This is a genomic window from Marinobacter albus, assembly GCF_030238305.1.
In the GTDB taxonomy this organism is placed as follows: domain Bacteria; phylum Pseudomonadota; class Gammaproteobacteria; order Pseudomonadales; family Oleiphilaceae; genus Marinobacter; species Marinobacter albus.
On sequence record NZ_JASSQD010000001.1, the window covers coordinates 23,974 to 39,884 of the forward strand.

A 15,911-nucleotide genomic window follows, 5' to 3' on the forward strand; every position below is an offset into this window, starting at 1 on the left:
TTAGAGACGTCATCCCTGATCTAACGCGGCTTTCTGGTGGAATCAGTGCAATGACAGTCCCATGGTTTTAATTGTTTTTACCGTGCACCAGGTATTACTCCCAAAATCAATACCCGAAGGAAACATAGCAGGGATTGCTGTGGTGCCTTAGTTGATTTGGTAGCTTCTGGCTTATCATCAGATTTTTTTGTTCTAAATCGGCGGTTTTAAGATTGTCCAGTATGATTCACCGGAAGTGTTAACCTGCTGATACATAGGCAATTGATCACTTCACCGCGAGGCAGATTTTCCAGGTGGGGCGTGTAAGCCCCCGGGGATTGCCCGGGGGGACTGGTTCACACTTTGCGTGCTTTTCTCACGCTCAGGCCGAGCAGGCCCAGGCTTATCAGTGCCAGCGTGCCCGGTTCGGGCACCGGATTGGACGGATCGCTCGGGTCATTGGGGTTGCTGGCGCTCGAGACGCCATCCAGCCAGACGCTCCAGAAAGGCCCCATGTCGATGTCGTTGGCCGGCTGATCCCAGGATTCCAGGGCAATCGGGGTTTCGCCATCGTAGCTGAAACCATTGCTCAGCATGCCGCCGTTGGCAAAGTTGGCGTAGGTGGCAACGGTAAAGATGTAGTCTCCCGCGCTCAGGCTGGCCAAAGAGAAACCGGAATCAAATCTGGTTTGGGTCGCTGGATTAATGCTGTCGTTGTCGTCATTCTCGTCGATCAGCGTGCCGTCCGCCTGCCATAGTGCGGTGATGGGGTCGAAGTTGGTGCCGGACTGAAAGGAATCGGTCCACACACGCACATCGTTGGCGTCGGTATTGAGGGTGAAGTAGGTGTAGATCACATCATTGTGGTAATCGATTTCGCCGGTGAAATTGATCGGCGCGGCGGTTACCACGTTGGACGCAGCCAGAACGGTCCCGGCTATCAGTGCAGTCATCCTGTGCATAAAAGCTCCCTAGAAAATCTTTCCTTTTTAGATAGTTACGGTGGCTGTCCGGCCACCGCACCGCTGTATAAGCAAATGCTCAGCCGGGGATGGTATAAGCTATCAATATCATGGGGTTAAGGGGTTTTTGGGTGGGGCGGGTACCGGCACAAACTCCGAACCTGTAAAACAGGCTGACGCCTCGAGTAAGGGGTTGGGTGGAATAATCAGTGGTTTCGCGAAGGGGAACGCGAAGAACTATGCTGGACGGTAAACGGCATGGATTCTCTGTTCATGAAAGATAAAACGGTCGTGTTGGCTTACATGGTTGCAGTGTGGGCCAGTGTTTTGGTCGCGTTTTTGCTCTGGCTGTCCCTGGAGGACAAGTTCACTTTTATCAGCCTGATCTTCGTGCTCATCTTCTGGTTTTTCATTAAAACCATTTTTATTTATCTGGCGGCTCTGTTTTTTCACTGAGTTCATTGATTTATCGACGTTAACGCAAACAATCATCAATTCTTATGTAACCTTGAGTGCCAACCACCCGGTTCCGGCCGTCCATCTTGGCCTGGTACATCGCCCCATCCGCCAGCATGAGAAGGTCCTCGATGGTGGCCTCGCCCTCGGTGAAGGCCAGACCGATGCTGGCGGTGAGCATCAGGGGCTTGTCACCCGTGAGGATCTCGATACCGGCAATGTCGTTGCGCAGGCGCTCTGCGAGGGCATGGGCAGAGTCCCTCGGTTCTTCCACGAGGAGCGCGAACTCTTCGCCACCCAGTCGCCCAAACACGTCGGTTGCCCGGATGCTCTGGCGGATGGTGTCGGTGAACTGGCACAAGACCGCGTCGCCAGTGCTGTGGCCGCATGTGTCGTTGATGCGCTTGAAATGGTCGAGATCAATCATGAACAGGCAGGAGGCCTTTTGTTTCCGCTGCGCCAGCTTGAGCCGGAGCGATGCATCGTGCAGGAAGCTCCGGCGGTTGAGGATGCCGGTCAGGGGATCGGTACGGGCTTCCAGCTCGGCTGCCCGTTTGGCCTGTTCCAGTTCCCGGGTACGAACCCGCACCTCCGCTTCCAGCCTGGATTTTGAAAGCTCCAGGTGCTCCCGGTACTGGCGCTCGGTGCTTTTCTTGTCCTGGTATACCCGGCGCATCTGAAACCCCATGGCAAACATGATGGTGAGCATTTCCGAGAAGGAGGCTACGGGCGGCCAGTAATAATTGAACAGGGTGTGCTCCACCAGCCCGAGGTCCCGGAACGCCTGCAAAAACAGCCCCATGACCAGGAAACTCCAGGCCAGGGAAAAGAAGGCGGCTTCGGTCTGGCCCTGGCGCCAACGGACCAGGCCGGCCACGATAACCACCGGATACAGCAGCAGCGCCAGGGTAATGGTGACCAGGGCAAGGATTTTGATCTGGAACACCGCGGCAACCAGAAGCAGGCCGGCGTTGGCGGTCATGAACAGAATGACGTAGTCGAGGCGGCGGGTGTACTGGCGGGTTTGCAGGAACATCCGGGCAAACGTCAGCCCCAGCAGGATGGTCAGTGCGCCGCTGCTCGACATCAGGCTCCAGTGGAACTGATCGCGCAGGAAAAACTGGTGGGTGTAGCCAAGAATCGTAGCCCAGCAGCTGATTTTCGAAAGGGCGTAGAGCGAGTAAACAAAGAACAGCACCTTTCCGCTGACCACCCCGGCGATCAGGGCAAATATGGCCATCAGGAAGAAACCGCCGAACAGGAAACCGACCAGGGTGGTCTCCCGCAACTGCTGGGCCTCAAGCTGTTCCGGTGACCAGATGCGCATGCTGGGAAAGGCGTACCCGCTTTCTCTGGAGCCGAAGCGAATCAGTACTTCCCGGGTTTCATTGCCCGCCAGGGTGACGGGGACGACAAACCGGTTGTGTTCAACCAAACGGTGGGAGAACGGCCGTTCCATGGAGAGGCTGGCCACCCCTGTGAAGTCGCCGTCCCCGAGGGGCCGACTGAACGCGTCCAGCTGGATGAGCTGGTGGTCCACGTATTCCAGATGCAGTGTCAGGGCCCGGGGCAAGGGGTTCCGGAGCTGGAAGTGGCTCCAGTAGGCCCCGGTTTTCAGACCGGTGGAGCCCGCGCTCGCCAGTGGGCCGAATTCACCCGCTTTCAGGGCCAACAGCACCTGCTCAAGGTCCAGATCGCCCCGGCTGTCGTGCAACACCCGGGCGTGGCCGGTTTTCTGGTCTCCCCGCTCGTTCTCTCCCACTTTGATCGGCGTATTGGCAAACACGGTCGCGGACAGCCAGAAAAGCAGGAGTAGGAGAATGGCCCGGAGGGTGAAGGAGGGTTGACTGGTCATGGTGGTCACTACTGGAAGCCCGGTAAAAGAATAAACGGGGGGGTGGGCTGTGTCTACGGCAGTCTGGTTGGGCGGAATCGGCGTCGCGTCCGGTACTCAGGTACTCAGGCACTGCAGCGAATTGGCCTGGCCAGCGTTGGCGGCTCAAGAGTGAAAAATGGGCAGCCTCAATTGGTCAGTATTCTGGAATAAGCCCTGGTTCTGACCGGGGCTTCGTTGTGCTCCGCCAGCCAGTTCTTGAGCTCCTTTACCGGCAGGGGATGGCAGAGCCAGAAGCCCTGCAGTTTGTCGCAGCCCATCTCCCGCAGCAGGTGCGCGGTTTCCTCGTTTTCGACGCCTTCCGCAATCACCCTGTAACCCAGACCGTGCACCATATTGATCGCCGTTTCGACAATCACCCGGGAGCTTTCGCTGGCACAGATGTCGGTGATCAGTGAGCGGTCCAGTTTGATTTCCGACGCGGGCAGCCGTTTCAGGTACGACAGCGACGAATAGCCGCTGCCGAAGTCATCGATGGAGACCCGGAGCCCGGTATCGGCCAGGGCCTTGAGTGCCCGCAAGCCTTTTTCCGGGTCTTCCATGGCCGCGGTTTCGGTGAGTTCCAGGGTGAGGCGTTCGGCATCAACAGTGTGTTGGGCCAGCACGGAAGAGAGCCGCTCGCCCAGCTCCCGCGATGCCAGGTCCCGGGTCGAGATGTTGATCGACAGTGTCAGGGAGGGGTGCTCCCTGAGCAGGCCGGCCAGGTCCCGGATGCCTTCGCCGATTGCCCAGTGGGTCAGTTGCCTGATAACCCCGGTTTCTTCGGCAAGCGGCACAAAATCCGACGGGCAGACCCACCCCCGCTCGGGATGATGCCAGCGAAGCAGGGCTTCCAGACCGACGATCTCACCACTGTTCAGGCACACCTTGGGTTGGTAGTAGAGCTCGGTCTGATTGTTCTGGAGTGCCTCCCGGAGGTCCGACATCAGGGTCAGCCGGCTTTCGCTGTAGATGTCAAAAGCCGGGGAATACAGGCCGGTGGCGAACGGACCCCGGGGTGCGATCTCCATGCCAACGTGGGCATTCCGGATAAGCTGGGCCGCGTTTTCGCCCTGGGCCGGGAAACTGGCGGCCCCGAATTTCGGGTGCAGCTCGATGGCCAGATTGTCCTGCAGGATAGGCTCGGACAGCAGCCCGAGCGCCTCGTTCAGCCCCGCAAAGTTGTCCGTCGCCTTGTCGGCGTTGACCAGGATCCCGAAGCAGTCGCCGGACAACTGGTAGACGCATTCCTCCCGGCCCTGATCATCCTGGGTGCCGAGCACAACCGGCAGCTGACCCGCCAGCATGGTCATTTGCCCGGCCAGACGCCGGAGTAAGCGTTCGCTGCGACTCAGGCCCAGGGTTCGGTTGATTTCATCCAGCCGGGTAATCCGCGCCACGCCGACCATGTACTGGCCGCTCGGGTCCCGCTCCAGTTGCTGGTTGACCATCCATTCGAACCGGTTCCGGTTCGGCAGGCCCGTAACCGGGTCATGGGTCATGGCCTCGTTCAGTTTGTTCCGGGCCTCGTTGCGGGCAATTTCTTTTCGCAGGCTGTCCGCCTGGGCTTTGATCTTCTCTTCCCGTTCACGGTACAGGCGATCCGCCAGTGCCAGGGTCAGAATGAAGGCCTCGAGGCCGGACCCGATCTGCATGGCGTACTCGGTCATGAAGTTGACCGGGAAAAACCCCAGCGCCCGGCCAGCGGTGGCCAGCACGCCCACGGTCAGCGGGGTCCAGGCGAGGGTAAAGAAGGCGCCGGCCCGAACGCCCGCGGCCCAGGTAATGGGACCGGCCACGAACAGCAGCGAGAAGAAGACCAGTGCCGAGATGGCAGAGAGCTTCATGGCGCTGTTGTAGTCCAGCACCATGGCACAGGCGAAGTTGACGATTTCGAAGCAGATCATCGCCCGCATGGCCAGATCAAGGCGGGGGCTGTGGGACCGGATCTTCAGGAAGGTGCGGCAGAACAGCACCGAGAACAGGGCCAGGATCGGCATCGAGGCCAGCAAGGCCCGGGCATGCAGCCACGGGACGTCGGGATACAGCAGCTGGAAGCTGTAGCCCTTGCTGGACGCAAAAAACAGCAGGTAGCCGGAAATGGCCAGCGCGTAATACAGATACAGGCGCTCCCGCAGGGTCAGGAACACCGCCAGGTTGATCAGGATGATGACGGTGAGGCAGCCGTAATAGAAGAAATGCAGCTTCTGCTCGTTGGAGGCGGCGCCAAAGAACTGGTTTTCTCGCCAGATCCGCAGCGGCAGAATCATCGGGCCTGCGGTTTCGGCCCGGACATACAGGGTCTTTGTCTGCTCCGGGGCCAGCGCGAACCGCAGCAACATGTTGGGGTGTTCAACTTCCCTCGGATAAAATGGGCGGGTATCGCCGGTTCTGAATTCGTGGACCTTTTCGGTACCCGAGAATACGTGAAAGATCACGTCGTCCAGTTGCGAGTACGCGAGCTCGGCAATCAGGTTCAGCGCGTCCGGGGTCTGGTTAGTGACGGCAAACCGAAGCCAGTAGGTGGAGGGCGTCATGCCAAAGGTGGCGCTGCCGGAGGGCTTGGCCTGCCATTGGGTGTCGGGCAAACCGACGACCTGCTCGAGATCGGCTTGGCCCTCGGGGTCCTCCCAGTAATCGAAGTGGCTCTGGATGGGTGCGGCCCCGGCCACGACAATGGGTCGTGTTTCCGCCTGAACGGCGTTCCAGGCCAATAAACACATCACCGCTAAACTGAAGCGCAACGTTCTCGATAGGATCACGATCAACCAACCATCTTTTCGGTCGTGGAGTCTAATTGTTGTTGTAAGCATTGATCAATATTTAATCCTATCGTCCAGGGTCGTCCAGACTGAACAGATTTCATGTAGAAAAATGTGTACAGATTTCTAACAGGCTGATTCTGAGTGCAATCTTCCGGCAAACGCGCCCCGGCGACCCCTGGAGTGGGTGGCGAGGTGCTGACGATTGGCGAGGGGGGTGGTCGTTTCCTGTGCTATACCTTTAAGAGGTCCTGTCCAGCGCGCGCAATGCGGCTGTCAGGTAAGGTGTTATGCTCAGGGAATAGGCTGCGCCTGTGGGTTTTTATGGAAAACGACTCTGCTGACCGCTCGCAACCGCCCGGCGGTGAATGGCTACTGGGCGGCGGTGAGATGGGTGAGCTGGTGCGGTCCATGGATTGGTCCAGGACCCCGCTCGGCCCCAGAGAAAACTGGCCGCACATTATGCGGTCGGTGGTGAATCTTTGCCTCAATACCAGCTTTCCGATCAACGTGGTCTGGGGGCCTCACCGCGTTCAGATTTATAACGACAGTTACCGGGCCTTCTGCGGCGACAAGCATCCAGAGTCCATGGGGCAGGACTTCCGCGAGATGTGGGACTCAATCTGGCACCTTGTGGATGACGCGTTTGAAATGGCCACCAGTGGCGAGCCTTCGCGCCTCGTCAACCGGCGCGTGTTTCTGGACCGGGCCGGCTATCTGGAAGAGGCTTTCTTCACCTCGAATTTCAGCCCGATTTTCGACGACGACGGCACCGTGGCCGGTGTTTTTCATCCGGTGACGGAGCTTACCCAGCAGGTCCTGGGTGAGCGGCGTTTGCGGGTGGTGCAATCGGTTACGGATCTGTTTTTCGACGCTACCACCCTGGAAAGCGCGATCAACAAGACCATCAATGCGCTGAAAGGTCACAAGCTTGAAGTGCCGTTTGCCCTGTTTTACCTCATCGACCCCTCCGGTCGTGAGGCCTACCTGCGGGCTGAAACCGGGTTGGAAGCCGCCAGCAGTGACGTGCTGGTTCCTGCCATCGATCTTCGCAACAACCTTTCAATCTGGCCCGTCGATGAGGTTCTGGTTTCAGGCGACAGCATGGAATTAACCGACCTGCACAACCGGGCGCTGATTGCTGGCTCACCCTATGATGAGCCGGTGCAGGAGGCCATTCTGATGCCGATAACGGTGGCCGAGGGCGATGTCCCGAACGCGGTACTGATTGCTGGCGTCAGCGCCCGCCGACGATTGGACACGGCGTACCGGAATTTCTTCGACATGCTGCGCTACACCGTTGAGAAAGAATTGTCCCACGCGCTTTCCTATGAGCGTGTGCGTCTTCAGACTGAGGCGCTGGAGGAGCTGGATCGCGTAAAAACCACCTTCTTCACGCACATCAGCCACGAATTGCGCACGCCCCTGACGTTACTGCTCGGGCCCGTGTCGGAAACGCTCAAAGCCCGGGGGCGCAGTCTGAACAAGGGGGATCGTCGTCGCCTTGAAATTGTGCATCGAAATGCCCTTCGGTTGATGAAGCTGGTGAATTCGTTACTGGACTTTGCCCAGATCGAAGCTGGCCGCGCCCAGCCCAGCTACGCCCCCGTCGACCTTCCCAGAGTTACCCGCGAGATCGCAAGCATGTTCGAATCTGCGTTCGAGATGGCCGGTGTCGAGTTTGACATTGACTGCCCTGACGCGCCGGAACCGGCGTACGTGGATATCGGCATGTGGGAGAAGATTGTTCTCAATCTGCTGTCCAATGCCTTCAAGTTCACACTTCGTGGCCGTGTGACGCTTCGATTGGTTTGGCAGGCGGACCATATTGAGTTGACGGTGGAGGATACCGGTATCGGCATTGCCGAGAACGAGCTGCCCAAAATTTTCGAGCGGTTCCACCGGGCACCAAACGTTGCCAGCAGAACCTACGGGGGCAGCGGAATTGGCCTTGCGCTGGTCAGGGAGTTGGTGAACCTGCATACCGGTACCATTACCGCGGACAGCACGCCGGATCGGGGGTCCCGATTTACCGTCAGCGTTCCGCGGGGAAAAGCCCATCTGCCCGAAGATCAGGTGACCGGCGCACTGCCCTATGACGCAAGCCTGGCCGGCCAGGCCTACATCGCTGAAGCTATGCAGTGGTTAGGAATTGACGTAACGCCGGCTTCAAAATCGCGGGAATACGATGGCGAGGCGACGAGCGCCCGTGTGCTTGTCGTCGACGATACTGCCGATATGCGTCGGTACCTTTACGATATCCTCTCCCCCTACTGTCAGGTAGAAACCCTGGCGAACGGTGAGCAGGCGTTGGAGGCGATCCGAACAGACCCGCCTGACCTTCTCATCAGTGATCTCATGCTTCCTAAAATGAACGGATTTGAGCTCCTTGAGGCGATTCGGGCATCCGAGACCACGACTCGATTGCCGGTCATCCTGCTGTCTGCCCAAGCTGATGAGAACGCTCGGGTGAGAGGCCTGAGCTCCGGTGCTGACGATTATCTGGTCAAACCTTTCTCCGTCGCGGAGCTGATCGCCCGGGTCCAGCTGCGATTGAGCTCCGGGCGTTCACGCAGGCTGGCCGTTGAGAAGGCGCAGCATGACGATCTGACGGATCTCCCCAACCGCACGCTGATCTACGAGTTTGCGGAGCGACTGATTGCTGGCGCAGAGCGGGCGCACTCGCACATGGCGGTGCTGTTCATCGACATGGATCGCTTCAAACCGATCAACGATGAACACGGGCATGCGATAGGTGACGCCGTGCTTGCCGAAGTCGCCCGCAGGCTCAGGGAGGGGGTACGCGAAGAGGATTCCGTAGGCCGTATCGGCGGCGATGAATTCCTGGCTGCACTGTCCCATCTCCAGTCTCCTTCCGATGCGGCGAAGGTTGCCCGGCACCTGGTTAAAGCCCTGTCCCGGCCTTACCGGGTGGACGGCCTGGTACTGCACACCACACCGAGCATTGGCATTGCGCTTTACCCCGAGGATGGCAAAACCCCCGATCAATTGACCCGTGCAGCTGACCAGGCCATGTATCTGGCCAAGCTTGCGGGTCCCGGGCAGATTCAGTTTTGTGAGAAGCAGGCCAATCAACACGAGCAGCAGGTCCGGCGAATCGAGCATCGCTTCAAGGGCGCGTTTTCGAGAGGCGAGTTCGAGCTCCATTACCAGCCTGTGGTCGATCTTCAGAACGGGCAACTGACCGGTGTCGAGGCGCTTATCCGCTGGCCGGGCAGCAGCTTCGGGCCGAAAGATTTTCTCCCGGTTGCCGAGCAATGCGGCCTGATGGAAAAGCTCGGAGACTGGATAATCAACGAGGCCTGCCACCAGTTGAGGGTGTGGGGCGATGAGGGCATGCCGCCGATTACGCTGTCCATTAATGTCTCTCCCATGCAATGCCGGCAGGCTCAGTTGGTGCGCCGATTGATGCGGTCGGCTGCCGAAAACGGGCTGCCCCCAAGCTCACTGCAGATTGAGATCTCGGCGTGCGATCTGTTCAAGGGCGACGACACGGACATTTTGCAGCTATTCAAAAAGCTCCGGTCGGTGGGTTTCAAACTGGCGCTTGATCACTTTGGCAGGGAAGAGTCCAACCTCAACCACCTGGTGGAACTGGCGCCGGATACCCTCAAGATGGACCAGAAATTCAGTAAATCGAACGCCAGTGATGCGGTTCAGCTGGCCGTGGTAAACGGCATCGTGTCGATGGGGTTAACGCTGGGCTTTCAGGTGGTTGCCGAGGGGATTGAGAACGCCGGAATACTGACCACGCTGCAATCAGCTGGCTGCCGGGACTTCCAGGGGTTTCATATCTGCCCGCCCCTGGCTGCAAATGAATTCACGCACTGGTATCACGACTGGAAGGCCAGCTAGGTTGGTGCAGGCGAAAACTGCCTGCTATTTCCAGTCGTCCTCCGCTTTTTCCCTGGCTTCCAGCTCTGCCTTCCGTTTGCGTATTTTGTCCATCTTCTCGTCGGAGATGTGCATGCTGTTGGCGGAATTGCGCAGGATCATCAGGCCACCGACAATCAGGGCCAGGGCGAGGATGACGAATACCCATCCGATGGTTGGCATAAACGAGACTCTCTGTGCGGGTGTTTATCTATAATGCCCCCCCGGGTAGGGTATCGTCTATGACACCTGAACAATGGCAGACCGTTCTCGATACCATCCCCGACGTTCGTGACGGACTGACCCGCACCGAACGCCTGATTCTCTACGTGATCCACGAAACCCAGCGCGAGCTGCAGGGGCGCAATGTGCCAACGGCCATGCTCTACGGCCGGGTGCTGGAATACGTCGATATGAGCGAGGCCGAGCTGCACGCTTACCTCGACCGCCTGGGCGTGAAAGGCGATGGCTACTCCAATCCCGTCAATAACCGGTAAATAGCGGCGCCGCGGGCACGGGCGGACTATGCTCAGAGGATGCAGGAACAGCCAGGGAAGGGAGGCGTGTCATGCGAATCGAGAGCATTGCGGTCTACACCGCCGACTTGCCTTACACGGGCAAGGCGTATGCTTTTGCGGGCGGGCGGTCGCACCAGATATTCACCAGCACGGTCGTGGTGCTGACCACCAACTCGGGGCTGGCGGGCTATGGTGAGGTCTGCCCCTGTGGGCCGAACTACATGGCTGCCTTCGCAGAGGGCCTGCCCTCCTGTCTGTCGGTGCTGGCACCCAGTGTGATCGGTGGCGACCCCCGCCACATCAACTGTATCCATGAAAGCATGGACCAGGCGCTGACGGGCCATGCGGTGGCCAAGGCGGCCATAGATATTGCCTGCTGGGACCTGTTGGGCAAGTCGGCGCGACTGCCCGTCTACACCCTTTTGGGCGGCCTGATTACCCCGTCGATGCCTCTGCACCGGATCGTGCCCCTGGCGGAACCGGCGGAAATGGAAGCGTCCCTGGGGCGATACCGTTCGGAGGGCTTCCGGCACATCCAGATCAAGCTTGGCCACCGTGTTGACGAGGACATTGAGCTGATGCAGACCCTGGCCAGAAAGAAGCAGCCGGATGAAATCTGGGTCGGTGACATGAACGGCGCCTGGCGACGAGACCAGGCCCTGCGTTTCTCACGGGCGGTGGAGGATCTGGACCTCTATCTGGAACAGCCCTGCCGCGGTTACGAGGAATGCCTGTCGGTGCGACGCCGGTGCCGGCACCCGGTGAAGCTGGATGAAAGCCTGAACTGCCTGGCCGATGTCCAGCGCGCCATCCGGGATGACGCGATGGATGCCATGGCACTGAAAGTGAGCAAGTTTGGCGGACTGACACCGGCGCGGGTGATTCGCGACGTCTGCGTGGATGCCGGCATTGCCATGACCATTGAGGACGCCTGGGGCAGCGGCATTGCCACCGCGGCGTATGCCCATCTGGCGGCCAGCACACCGTCCAGAGTCCTGCTGAACACCACCGATCTGCACAACTACAACACGGTGCAGCTGGCGGACGGCGCGCCCGAGGTGTCCGCCGGGCGGATGACCCTGAGCGACCGGCCAGGTTTGGGGGTTACGCCGGATTTCAAAACCCTGACTCTGCACGACGTCTATGAGTGACTGGCGGATCAGTTGTTGCTGTCTTTGAGGGGGTATTCGGGGAGTCTGGGAGAAACCGGGACCGCCAGTACCTGGAGTACTGCCCGGATGGTAAGGGTCAGAAGGTGAAAGCTGCGCCGACGGAGTAGTAGTCGATGTCGAAGTTATCGAGATCGTAGCGCTCGTATTCGGCTCGTACCTGGAACGAGAACAGGGTAAACCGTGCCCCGATTCCATAGAGCGGATCGGTACCGTCGTCGTCACCGAAATTGTCGAGATCGCCGTCCCAACTGATAAACCCGGCCTTGCCGAAAATGCCTACCGGCCCAAGCTTGATGCCGGCCAGTCCCGCACCGGTCCAGCCGTCAACTTCAAAGTTGGAATCGCTGATGGCACCGACGTTGCCCTTGAATTTACCAAAATCAACGTATGCACCCTCTACCGCGAGATCCACCAGAGGTATAAGGCCGAAGTTGTAGCCACCAAAAATCTTGTAAGCGGTATCTTCGTCATCGAAGTCGATGCTTACATTAACGTCGCCTGGATCCGGGAGCTCCTCGTCGAAATCCAACTGAGCCTGACCGACGGAAGCGCCGAGGTACAGGCCGCTGTCGCTGCCTGCGAGGGTAGTGCCCGATACTGCAAAGAGGGAGACTGCAAGAGTAAGAGGAATGACAGGTTTCATGGTCTTAGCCTCCTTTGCTAAGAGAGCATCGGTTAAAAATTAGGCGATTGTCTGACATTTGTCGAATAAATAGTCCGGAATCGCCTGCTATTCCTCTCGAAAGTCGACCTGGTGTTTCTTTATGGAAGTTTCGGCTACATATCAAGGTGTCTTCAGGGTCCGCCTGTCCTCCACCACCGTGCCAAGCATCTCACAGTCGCCTTCGTGCTCCTGATCAATCCAGGGTTCCAGCAGGGCCTGGTCGGCCCAGGTCTGCATGCCGGGTAACGCCAGCATGTGCCGGATGTACTCGGTCATGGCCGGCGTCCGTTCCAGGCCATAGGTTTCGAAGCGGAACACCACGGGAGCGAAGAATGCGTCCACCGCCGAGAACCGGTCGCCGGCCAGGAAGGGCCCGCCGAACCGGGTCAGGCCGTCGTGCCAGATGGTGGCGATGCGCTCGACATCCCGCGCCAGTTCCGGCGGCACCTCGGTCACGCGCACGCTCACGCCGATGTTCATGGAACAGAGGTCCCGTAAGGCCTGAAACCCGGAGTGCATTTCGGCACAGGTGCTCCGGGCCCAGGCCCGGGCAATCGGATCGGAGGGCCAGACTTCCGGGTAGTCATCGGCCAGATGCTCGGCGATGGCAAGCGAGTCCCAGACTCTGACATCGCCGTCCTGCAAGGTGGGCACCTTACCGCTGCCGCCCTCGGCCCGGAAGGCAGCCCAGGCCTGCTGGTCGCCAAACGGCAGCATGTGTTCCTCGAACGGGATGCCGAGCTCCCGCATCAAAAGCCAGGCACGAAGTGACCAGGAAGAGTAGTTTTTGTTGGCGATGTACAGGGTGGTCATGGTCTGGGGTCCTTTCCGGAGAGCGTTGGGGTATGCTCGGTAATTTGAGGGTGACTACACTTTATAAGTCCGGGATATCAGTGGTCTATCAGTTTTCGTAAACCTCGGCGTTTGTCCCTTGCGCGCAAGTAAATTCAATTCAGATCGGTTCCGGCCGGTGTCACACGGGGAAACCATGGAATGACAGGGTATTTCATTCAGGCGTTTATCTACCTGGCGGCGGCGGTGATTGCGGTTCCTTTGGCCAAGCGGCTGGGGCTGGGGTCGGTTCTGGGATATCTGGTTGCGGGCGTTGTGATAGGCCCTATCACCGGGCTGGTAGGTCAGGAAGCCACAACCATCCAGCATTTCGCGGAATTTGGCGTGGTGATGATGCTGTTCCTGGTGGGCATGGAGCTGGATCCCAAGGCGCTCTGGGCCATGCGGGTCCGGCTGGTGGGCCTGGGCGGGCTGCAGGTGGTGCTGACCGCAGCCGCCGGCACGGCAGTCGCCTGGTGGCTGGGGTTGCAGTGGCAGACGGCACTGACCGTAGGCCTGATCTTTGCGCTGTCGTCCACGGCGATTGTGTTGCAGACACTGAACGAGAAGGGGCTGGGCAAGACCGAAGGCGGACGCAGCGCGTTTTCCGTGCTGCTGTTCCAGGACATCGCGGTGATCCCGATGCTGGCCCTGATCCCGTTGCTGGCGCTCCCGGAGCTGATGGCCGGATCCGGCACGGACGCCGGCCATGACACGGGACTGAGCCTGGTGGCCCACCTGCCGGCCTGGGCCCATGCCCTGGTGGTGATCGGAGCGGTCGCGGTGGTGATTGTCGGCGGCTTCTACCTGAGCCGGCCGATGTTCCGTTATGTGGTGCAGTCGGGGTTGCGGGAGGTATTCACCGCCACGGCCCTGATGCTGGTGATCGGCATTGCCGCGCTGATGAGCCTGGTGAGCCTGTCCCCGGCCCTGGGCGCGTTCCTGGCCGGCGTGGTACTGGCGAACAGCGAATTTCGCCATGAGCTGGAAGCCAACATCGAACCCTTCAAGGGCCTGCTGCTGGGGCTGTTCTTCATCACGGTGGGCGCGGGCATCAATTTCGAGGTGCTGGCGGCGGAGTGGGGCACCATTGTGTCCCTGGGTGTTGCCGTGATCGTCGTAAAGGCGCTGATCCTGCTTGTCCTGGCGCTGCTGTTCGGGATCCATGGCAGCAATGGCTGGCTGTTTACGCTGGGTCTGGCACAAGCGGGCGAGTTCGGCTTTGTGCTGCTCAACTACAGCGTCCAGAACTCCGTAATTCCGGTGGAAACCTCACAGATCCTGTCACTGGTGGTGGCGCTGTCGATGTTTCTTACCCCGGTGTTGTTCATCGTCTATGACCGGGTGGTTCTGCCCCGGTATCGGCGCTCAAAAAACGACGAGCGGGAGGCGGACTCGATCGACGACCGGGCACCGGTCATCGTCGCCGGCATAGGCCGGTTTGGACAGATTGTCTGCCGGCTGCTCCGGGCCAATAACATTCCCATCGTGGTGTTGGACCATGAGATCGAGCAGATCGAGAACGTTCGCCGGATCAACATCAAGAGCTTCTTCGGCGATGCCAGTCGGCCGGAGTTGCTGGAAACCGCGGGAATTGAAGAGGCGCGGTTACTGGTGGTGGCCATTGACGACCGGGACCGGACGGTTCGAATCGTTGAGCACGTGAAGAAATTCTATCCCGGCGTCTGGGTGCTGGCACGGGCATTCGACCGTGGCCACAGTTACCGACTGCGGAGGGCCGGTGCCGACGACGTGGTGAGTGAAACCTATCATTCCGCGCTGGAGATGGGCGGCCATGCCCTGACGGCGATGGGCGTTCATCCGCTCCGTGCCAAGCAGATGACCTGGGCATTCGTCGAGAACGAGAACGCCCACGAAGATGAGCTGTTCGAGGCCTGGCAGGAGATTGAGGAGGGCATCAGCTTCAGTCCGCGCTACGGGGAACTGTTCATGAAACTGGAGGAGGCGCTGAGCAGTGCCATGCAGAAGGACTGGGACGAGCCCAAGAAGGAGGATGTGCCGATCTGGACGCCGCCGGAGGCGCACTGATCGGTCATCTTCCGGTCATCGCTGAAAAATACCACCGCACTGTAAAAGCTTTCTCGTGGAACCCCAGAAAAAAATTCCGTGGTAGGGGAATAATTCCCGGGCTCATTCGTTAACGGGGTGAATTCAACGGAAATTCTGGAGTAGACAATGATGAAGCGCACATTGACTCTCGCAATCTGCTCAGTCATGGCGGTCTCTGCATTCGCCGCGGAAACCGGTGGTTCGGCCAGCGCCAGTGTTCAGGCCGATGCCCAGATGAATGCCCAGGCCGGTGGCGCCAACGCCAGCGGAGGCGCAAGTGCAGGCGCCAATGCACAGGTGGATTCGGAGACTGCCAGGTCCGCTGGCGAAAACGCGGGTGAAATGCGCGATCGCACCGAAGGCCGCCTGAACGCCAGTCAAAAAGCAGAGGTGAACGCCCGGACCCGTCAGGAAGTGGACAGTTCGGTTTCCCAGAGCGTGAGATCGGAAGTCCAGAACAGCGTTCAGGGGTCCGTCCAGAATGCCACCGAGGGTGGCCTGCTGTAATTCTCCGACCCAAAGCATCCGATCGGGCCGCCCAGCGGCCCGTTCTTATTATTGAAGGAGGAGCACCATGCAACGAGTCAGGCAATCGCTGCCGCTCGTCCTGGCGGCTCGGTGCTGGATCCGATTCTGGACCGGATGATCTCGGGCGCGGTGGTTGCCCGGGAACAGGAGACGCGCCTGTTGTCGGAAGGTTGGCCAGGAAACTGACGGCGGACTGCCCAAA

Annotated in this window: 12 protein-coding genes; 6 read left to right on the top strand and 6 right to left on the bottom strand. The window is 59.4% G+C overall.

Annotated elements, in window-relative coordinates:
• Positions 1-335: 335 nt before the first annotated feature.
• Positions 336-941 carry a DVUA0089 family protein gene (locus tag QQF73_RS00155; protein WP_285366772.1) on the bottom strand — a complete coding sequence of 202 codons (606 nt, stop codon included), beginning with the start codon at positions 939-941 and terminating at the stop codon, positions 336-338.
• Between the two features lie 273 nt (positions 942-1,214).
• Between QQF73_RS00155 and QQF73_RS00160 the strand changes: the two genes are divergently transcribed.
• Positions 1,215-1,397 (top strand): hypothetical protein, encoded by a 183-nt coding sequence (locus tag QQF73_RS00160; RefSeq protein ID WP_219867393.1) that lies wholly within the window; start codon positions 1,215-1,217, stop codon positions 1,395-1,397.
• Positions 1,398-1,416: 19 nt separating this feature from the next.
• On the opposite strand, the gene QQF73_RS00165 is transcribed toward QQF73_RS00160, so the two are convergent.
• Complete coding sequence (locus tag QQF73_RS00165) at positions 1,417-3,252, bottom strand: sensor domain-containing diguanylate cyclase (protein ID WP_285366774.1); 1,836 nt, start codon at positions 3,250-3,252, stop codon at positions 1,417-1,419.
• Positions 3,253-3,419: 167 nt separating this feature from the next.
• The gene (locus tag QQF73_RS00170) at positions 3,420-5,993 is read right to left on the bottom strand and encodes an EAL domain-containing protein (RefSeq protein ID WP_285368269.1); all 2,574 of its coding nucleotides are present in this window, start codon (positions 5,991-5,993) and stop codon (positions 3,420-3,422) included.
• Between the two features lie 363 nt (positions 5,994-6,356).
• Between QQF73_RS00170 and QQF73_RS00175 the strand changes: the two genes are divergently transcribed.
• Positions 6,357-9,908, top strand: a complete 3,552-nt coding sequence (locus tag QQF73_RS00175; protein ID WP_285366776.1) for an EAL domain-containing protein — start codon at positions 6,357-6,359, stop codon at positions 9,906-9,908.
• 24 nt (positions 9,909-9,932) lie between these two features.
• Here the strand turns inward: QQF73_RS00175 and QQF73_RS00180 are convergent, their stop codons facing one another.
• The gene (locus tag QQF73_RS00180; protein ID WP_219867390.1) at positions 9,933-10,109 is read right to left on the bottom strand and encodes a DUF2897 family protein; all 177 of its coding nucleotides are present in this window, start codon (positions 10,107-10,109) and stop codon (positions 9,933-9,935) included.
• 59 nt (positions 10,110-10,168) lie between these two features.
• On the opposite strand from QQF73_RS00180, the gene QQF73_RS00185 reads away from it, so the two are divergent.
• Together QQF73_RS00185 and QQF73_RS00190 are read left to right on the top strand one after the other, a co-directional pair.
• The gene (locus QQF73_RS00185; RefSeq protein WP_285366778.1) at positions 10,169-10,423 is read left to right on the top strand and encodes a hypothetical protein; all 255 of its coding nucleotides are present in this window, start codon (positions 10,169-10,171) and stop codon (positions 10,421-10,423) included.
• Between the two features lie 71 nt (positions 10,424-10,494).
• Positions 10,495-11,595: a mandelate racemase/muconate lactonizing enzyme family protein gene (locus tag QQF73_RS00190; protein WP_219867388.1), complete on the top strand. Its 1,101-nt coding sequence runs from the start codon at positions 10,495-10,497 to the stop codon at positions 11,593-11,595.
• 97 nt (positions 11,596-11,692) lie between these two features.
• Here QQF73_RS00190 and QQF73_RS00195 read toward each other — a convergent pair whose 3' ends face one another.
• Both QQF73_RS00195 and QQF73_RS00200 read right to left on the bottom strand, forming a co-directional pair.
• Positions 11,693-12,259, bottom strand: coding sequence for an outer membrane beta-barrel protein (locus tag QQF73_RS00195; RefSeq protein WP_285366779.1), 567 nt, complete (start codon positions 12,257-12,259; stop codon positions 11,693-11,695).
• A 141-nt stretch (positions 12,260-12,400) separates the two neighbouring features.
• The gene (locus tag QQF73_RS00200) at positions 12,401-13,093 is read right to left on the bottom strand and encodes a glutathione S-transferase family protein (protein WP_219867386.1); all 693 of its coding nucleotides are present in this window, start codon (positions 13,091-13,093) and stop codon (positions 12,401-12,403) included.
• 180 nt (positions 13,094-13,273) lie between these two features.
• Between QQF73_RS00200 and QQF73_RS00205 the strand changes: the two genes are divergently transcribed.
• Positions 13,274-15,160 carry a monovalent cation:proton antiporter-2 (CPA2) family protein gene (locus QQF73_RS00205; protein WP_219867385.1) on the top strand — a complete coding sequence of 629 codons (1,887 nt, stop codon included), beginning with the start codon at positions 13,274-13,276 and terminating at the stop codon, positions 15,158-15,160.
• 147 nt (positions 15,161-15,307) lie between these two features.
• Complete coding sequence (locus QQF73_RS00210; RefSeq protein WP_219867384.1) at positions 15,308-15,688, top strand: hypothetical protein; 381 nt, start codon at positions 15,308-15,310, stop codon at positions 15,686-15,688.
• The last annotated feature ends 223 nt before the right edge of the window (positions 15,689-15,911 follow it).

Bases quoted from the DNA above. Each gene is read 5' to 3' on its own strand.
- QQF73_RS00155 (WP_285366772.1), bottom strand. From the start codon at position 941: ATGCACAGGATGACTGCACTGATAGCCGGGACCGTTCTGGCTGCGTCC.
- QQF73_RS00160 (WP_219867393.1), top strand. From the start codon at position 1,215: ATGAAAGATAAAACGGTCGTGTTGGCTTACATGGTTGCAGTGTGGGCC.
- QQF73_RS00165 (WP_285366774.1), bottom strand. From the start codon at position 3,252: ATGACCAGTCAACCCTCCTTCACCCTCCGGGCCATTCTCCTACTCCTG.
- QQF73_RS00170 (WP_285368269.1), bottom strand. From the start codon at position 5,993: ATGTGTTTATTGGCCTGGAACGCCGTTCAGGCGGAAACACGACCCATT.
- QQF73_RS00175 (WP_285366776.1), top strand. From the start codon at position 6,357: ATGGAAAACGACTCTGCTGACCGCTCGCAACCGCCCGGCGGTGAATGG.
- QQF73_RS00180 (WP_219867390.1), bottom strand. From the start codon at position 10,109: ATGCCAACCATCGGATGGGTATTCGTCATCCTCGCCCTGGCCCTGATT.
- QQF73_RS00185 (WP_285366778.1), top strand. From the start codon at position 10,169: ATGACACCTGAACAATGGCAGACCGTTCTCGATACCATCCCCGACGTT.
- QQF73_RS00190 (WP_219867388.1), top strand. From the start codon at position 10,495: ATGCGAATCGAGAGCATTGCGGTCTACACCGCCGACTTGCCTTACACG.
- QQF73_RS00195 (WP_285366779.1), bottom strand. From the start codon at position 12,259: ATGAAACCTGTCATTCCTCTTACTCTTGCAGTCTCCCTCTTTGCAGTA.
- QQF73_RS00200 (WP_219867386.1), bottom strand. From the start codon at position 13,093: ATGACCACCCTGTACATCGCCAACAAAAACTACTCTTCCTGGTCACTT.
- QQF73_RS00205 (WP_219867385.1), top strand. From the start codon at position 13,274: ATGACAGGGTATTTCATTCAGGCGTTTATCTACCTGGCGGCGGCGGTG.
- QQF73_RS00210 (WP_219867384.1), top strand. From the start codon at position 15,308: ATGATGAAGCGCACATTGACTCTCGCAATCTGCTCAGTCATGGCGGTC.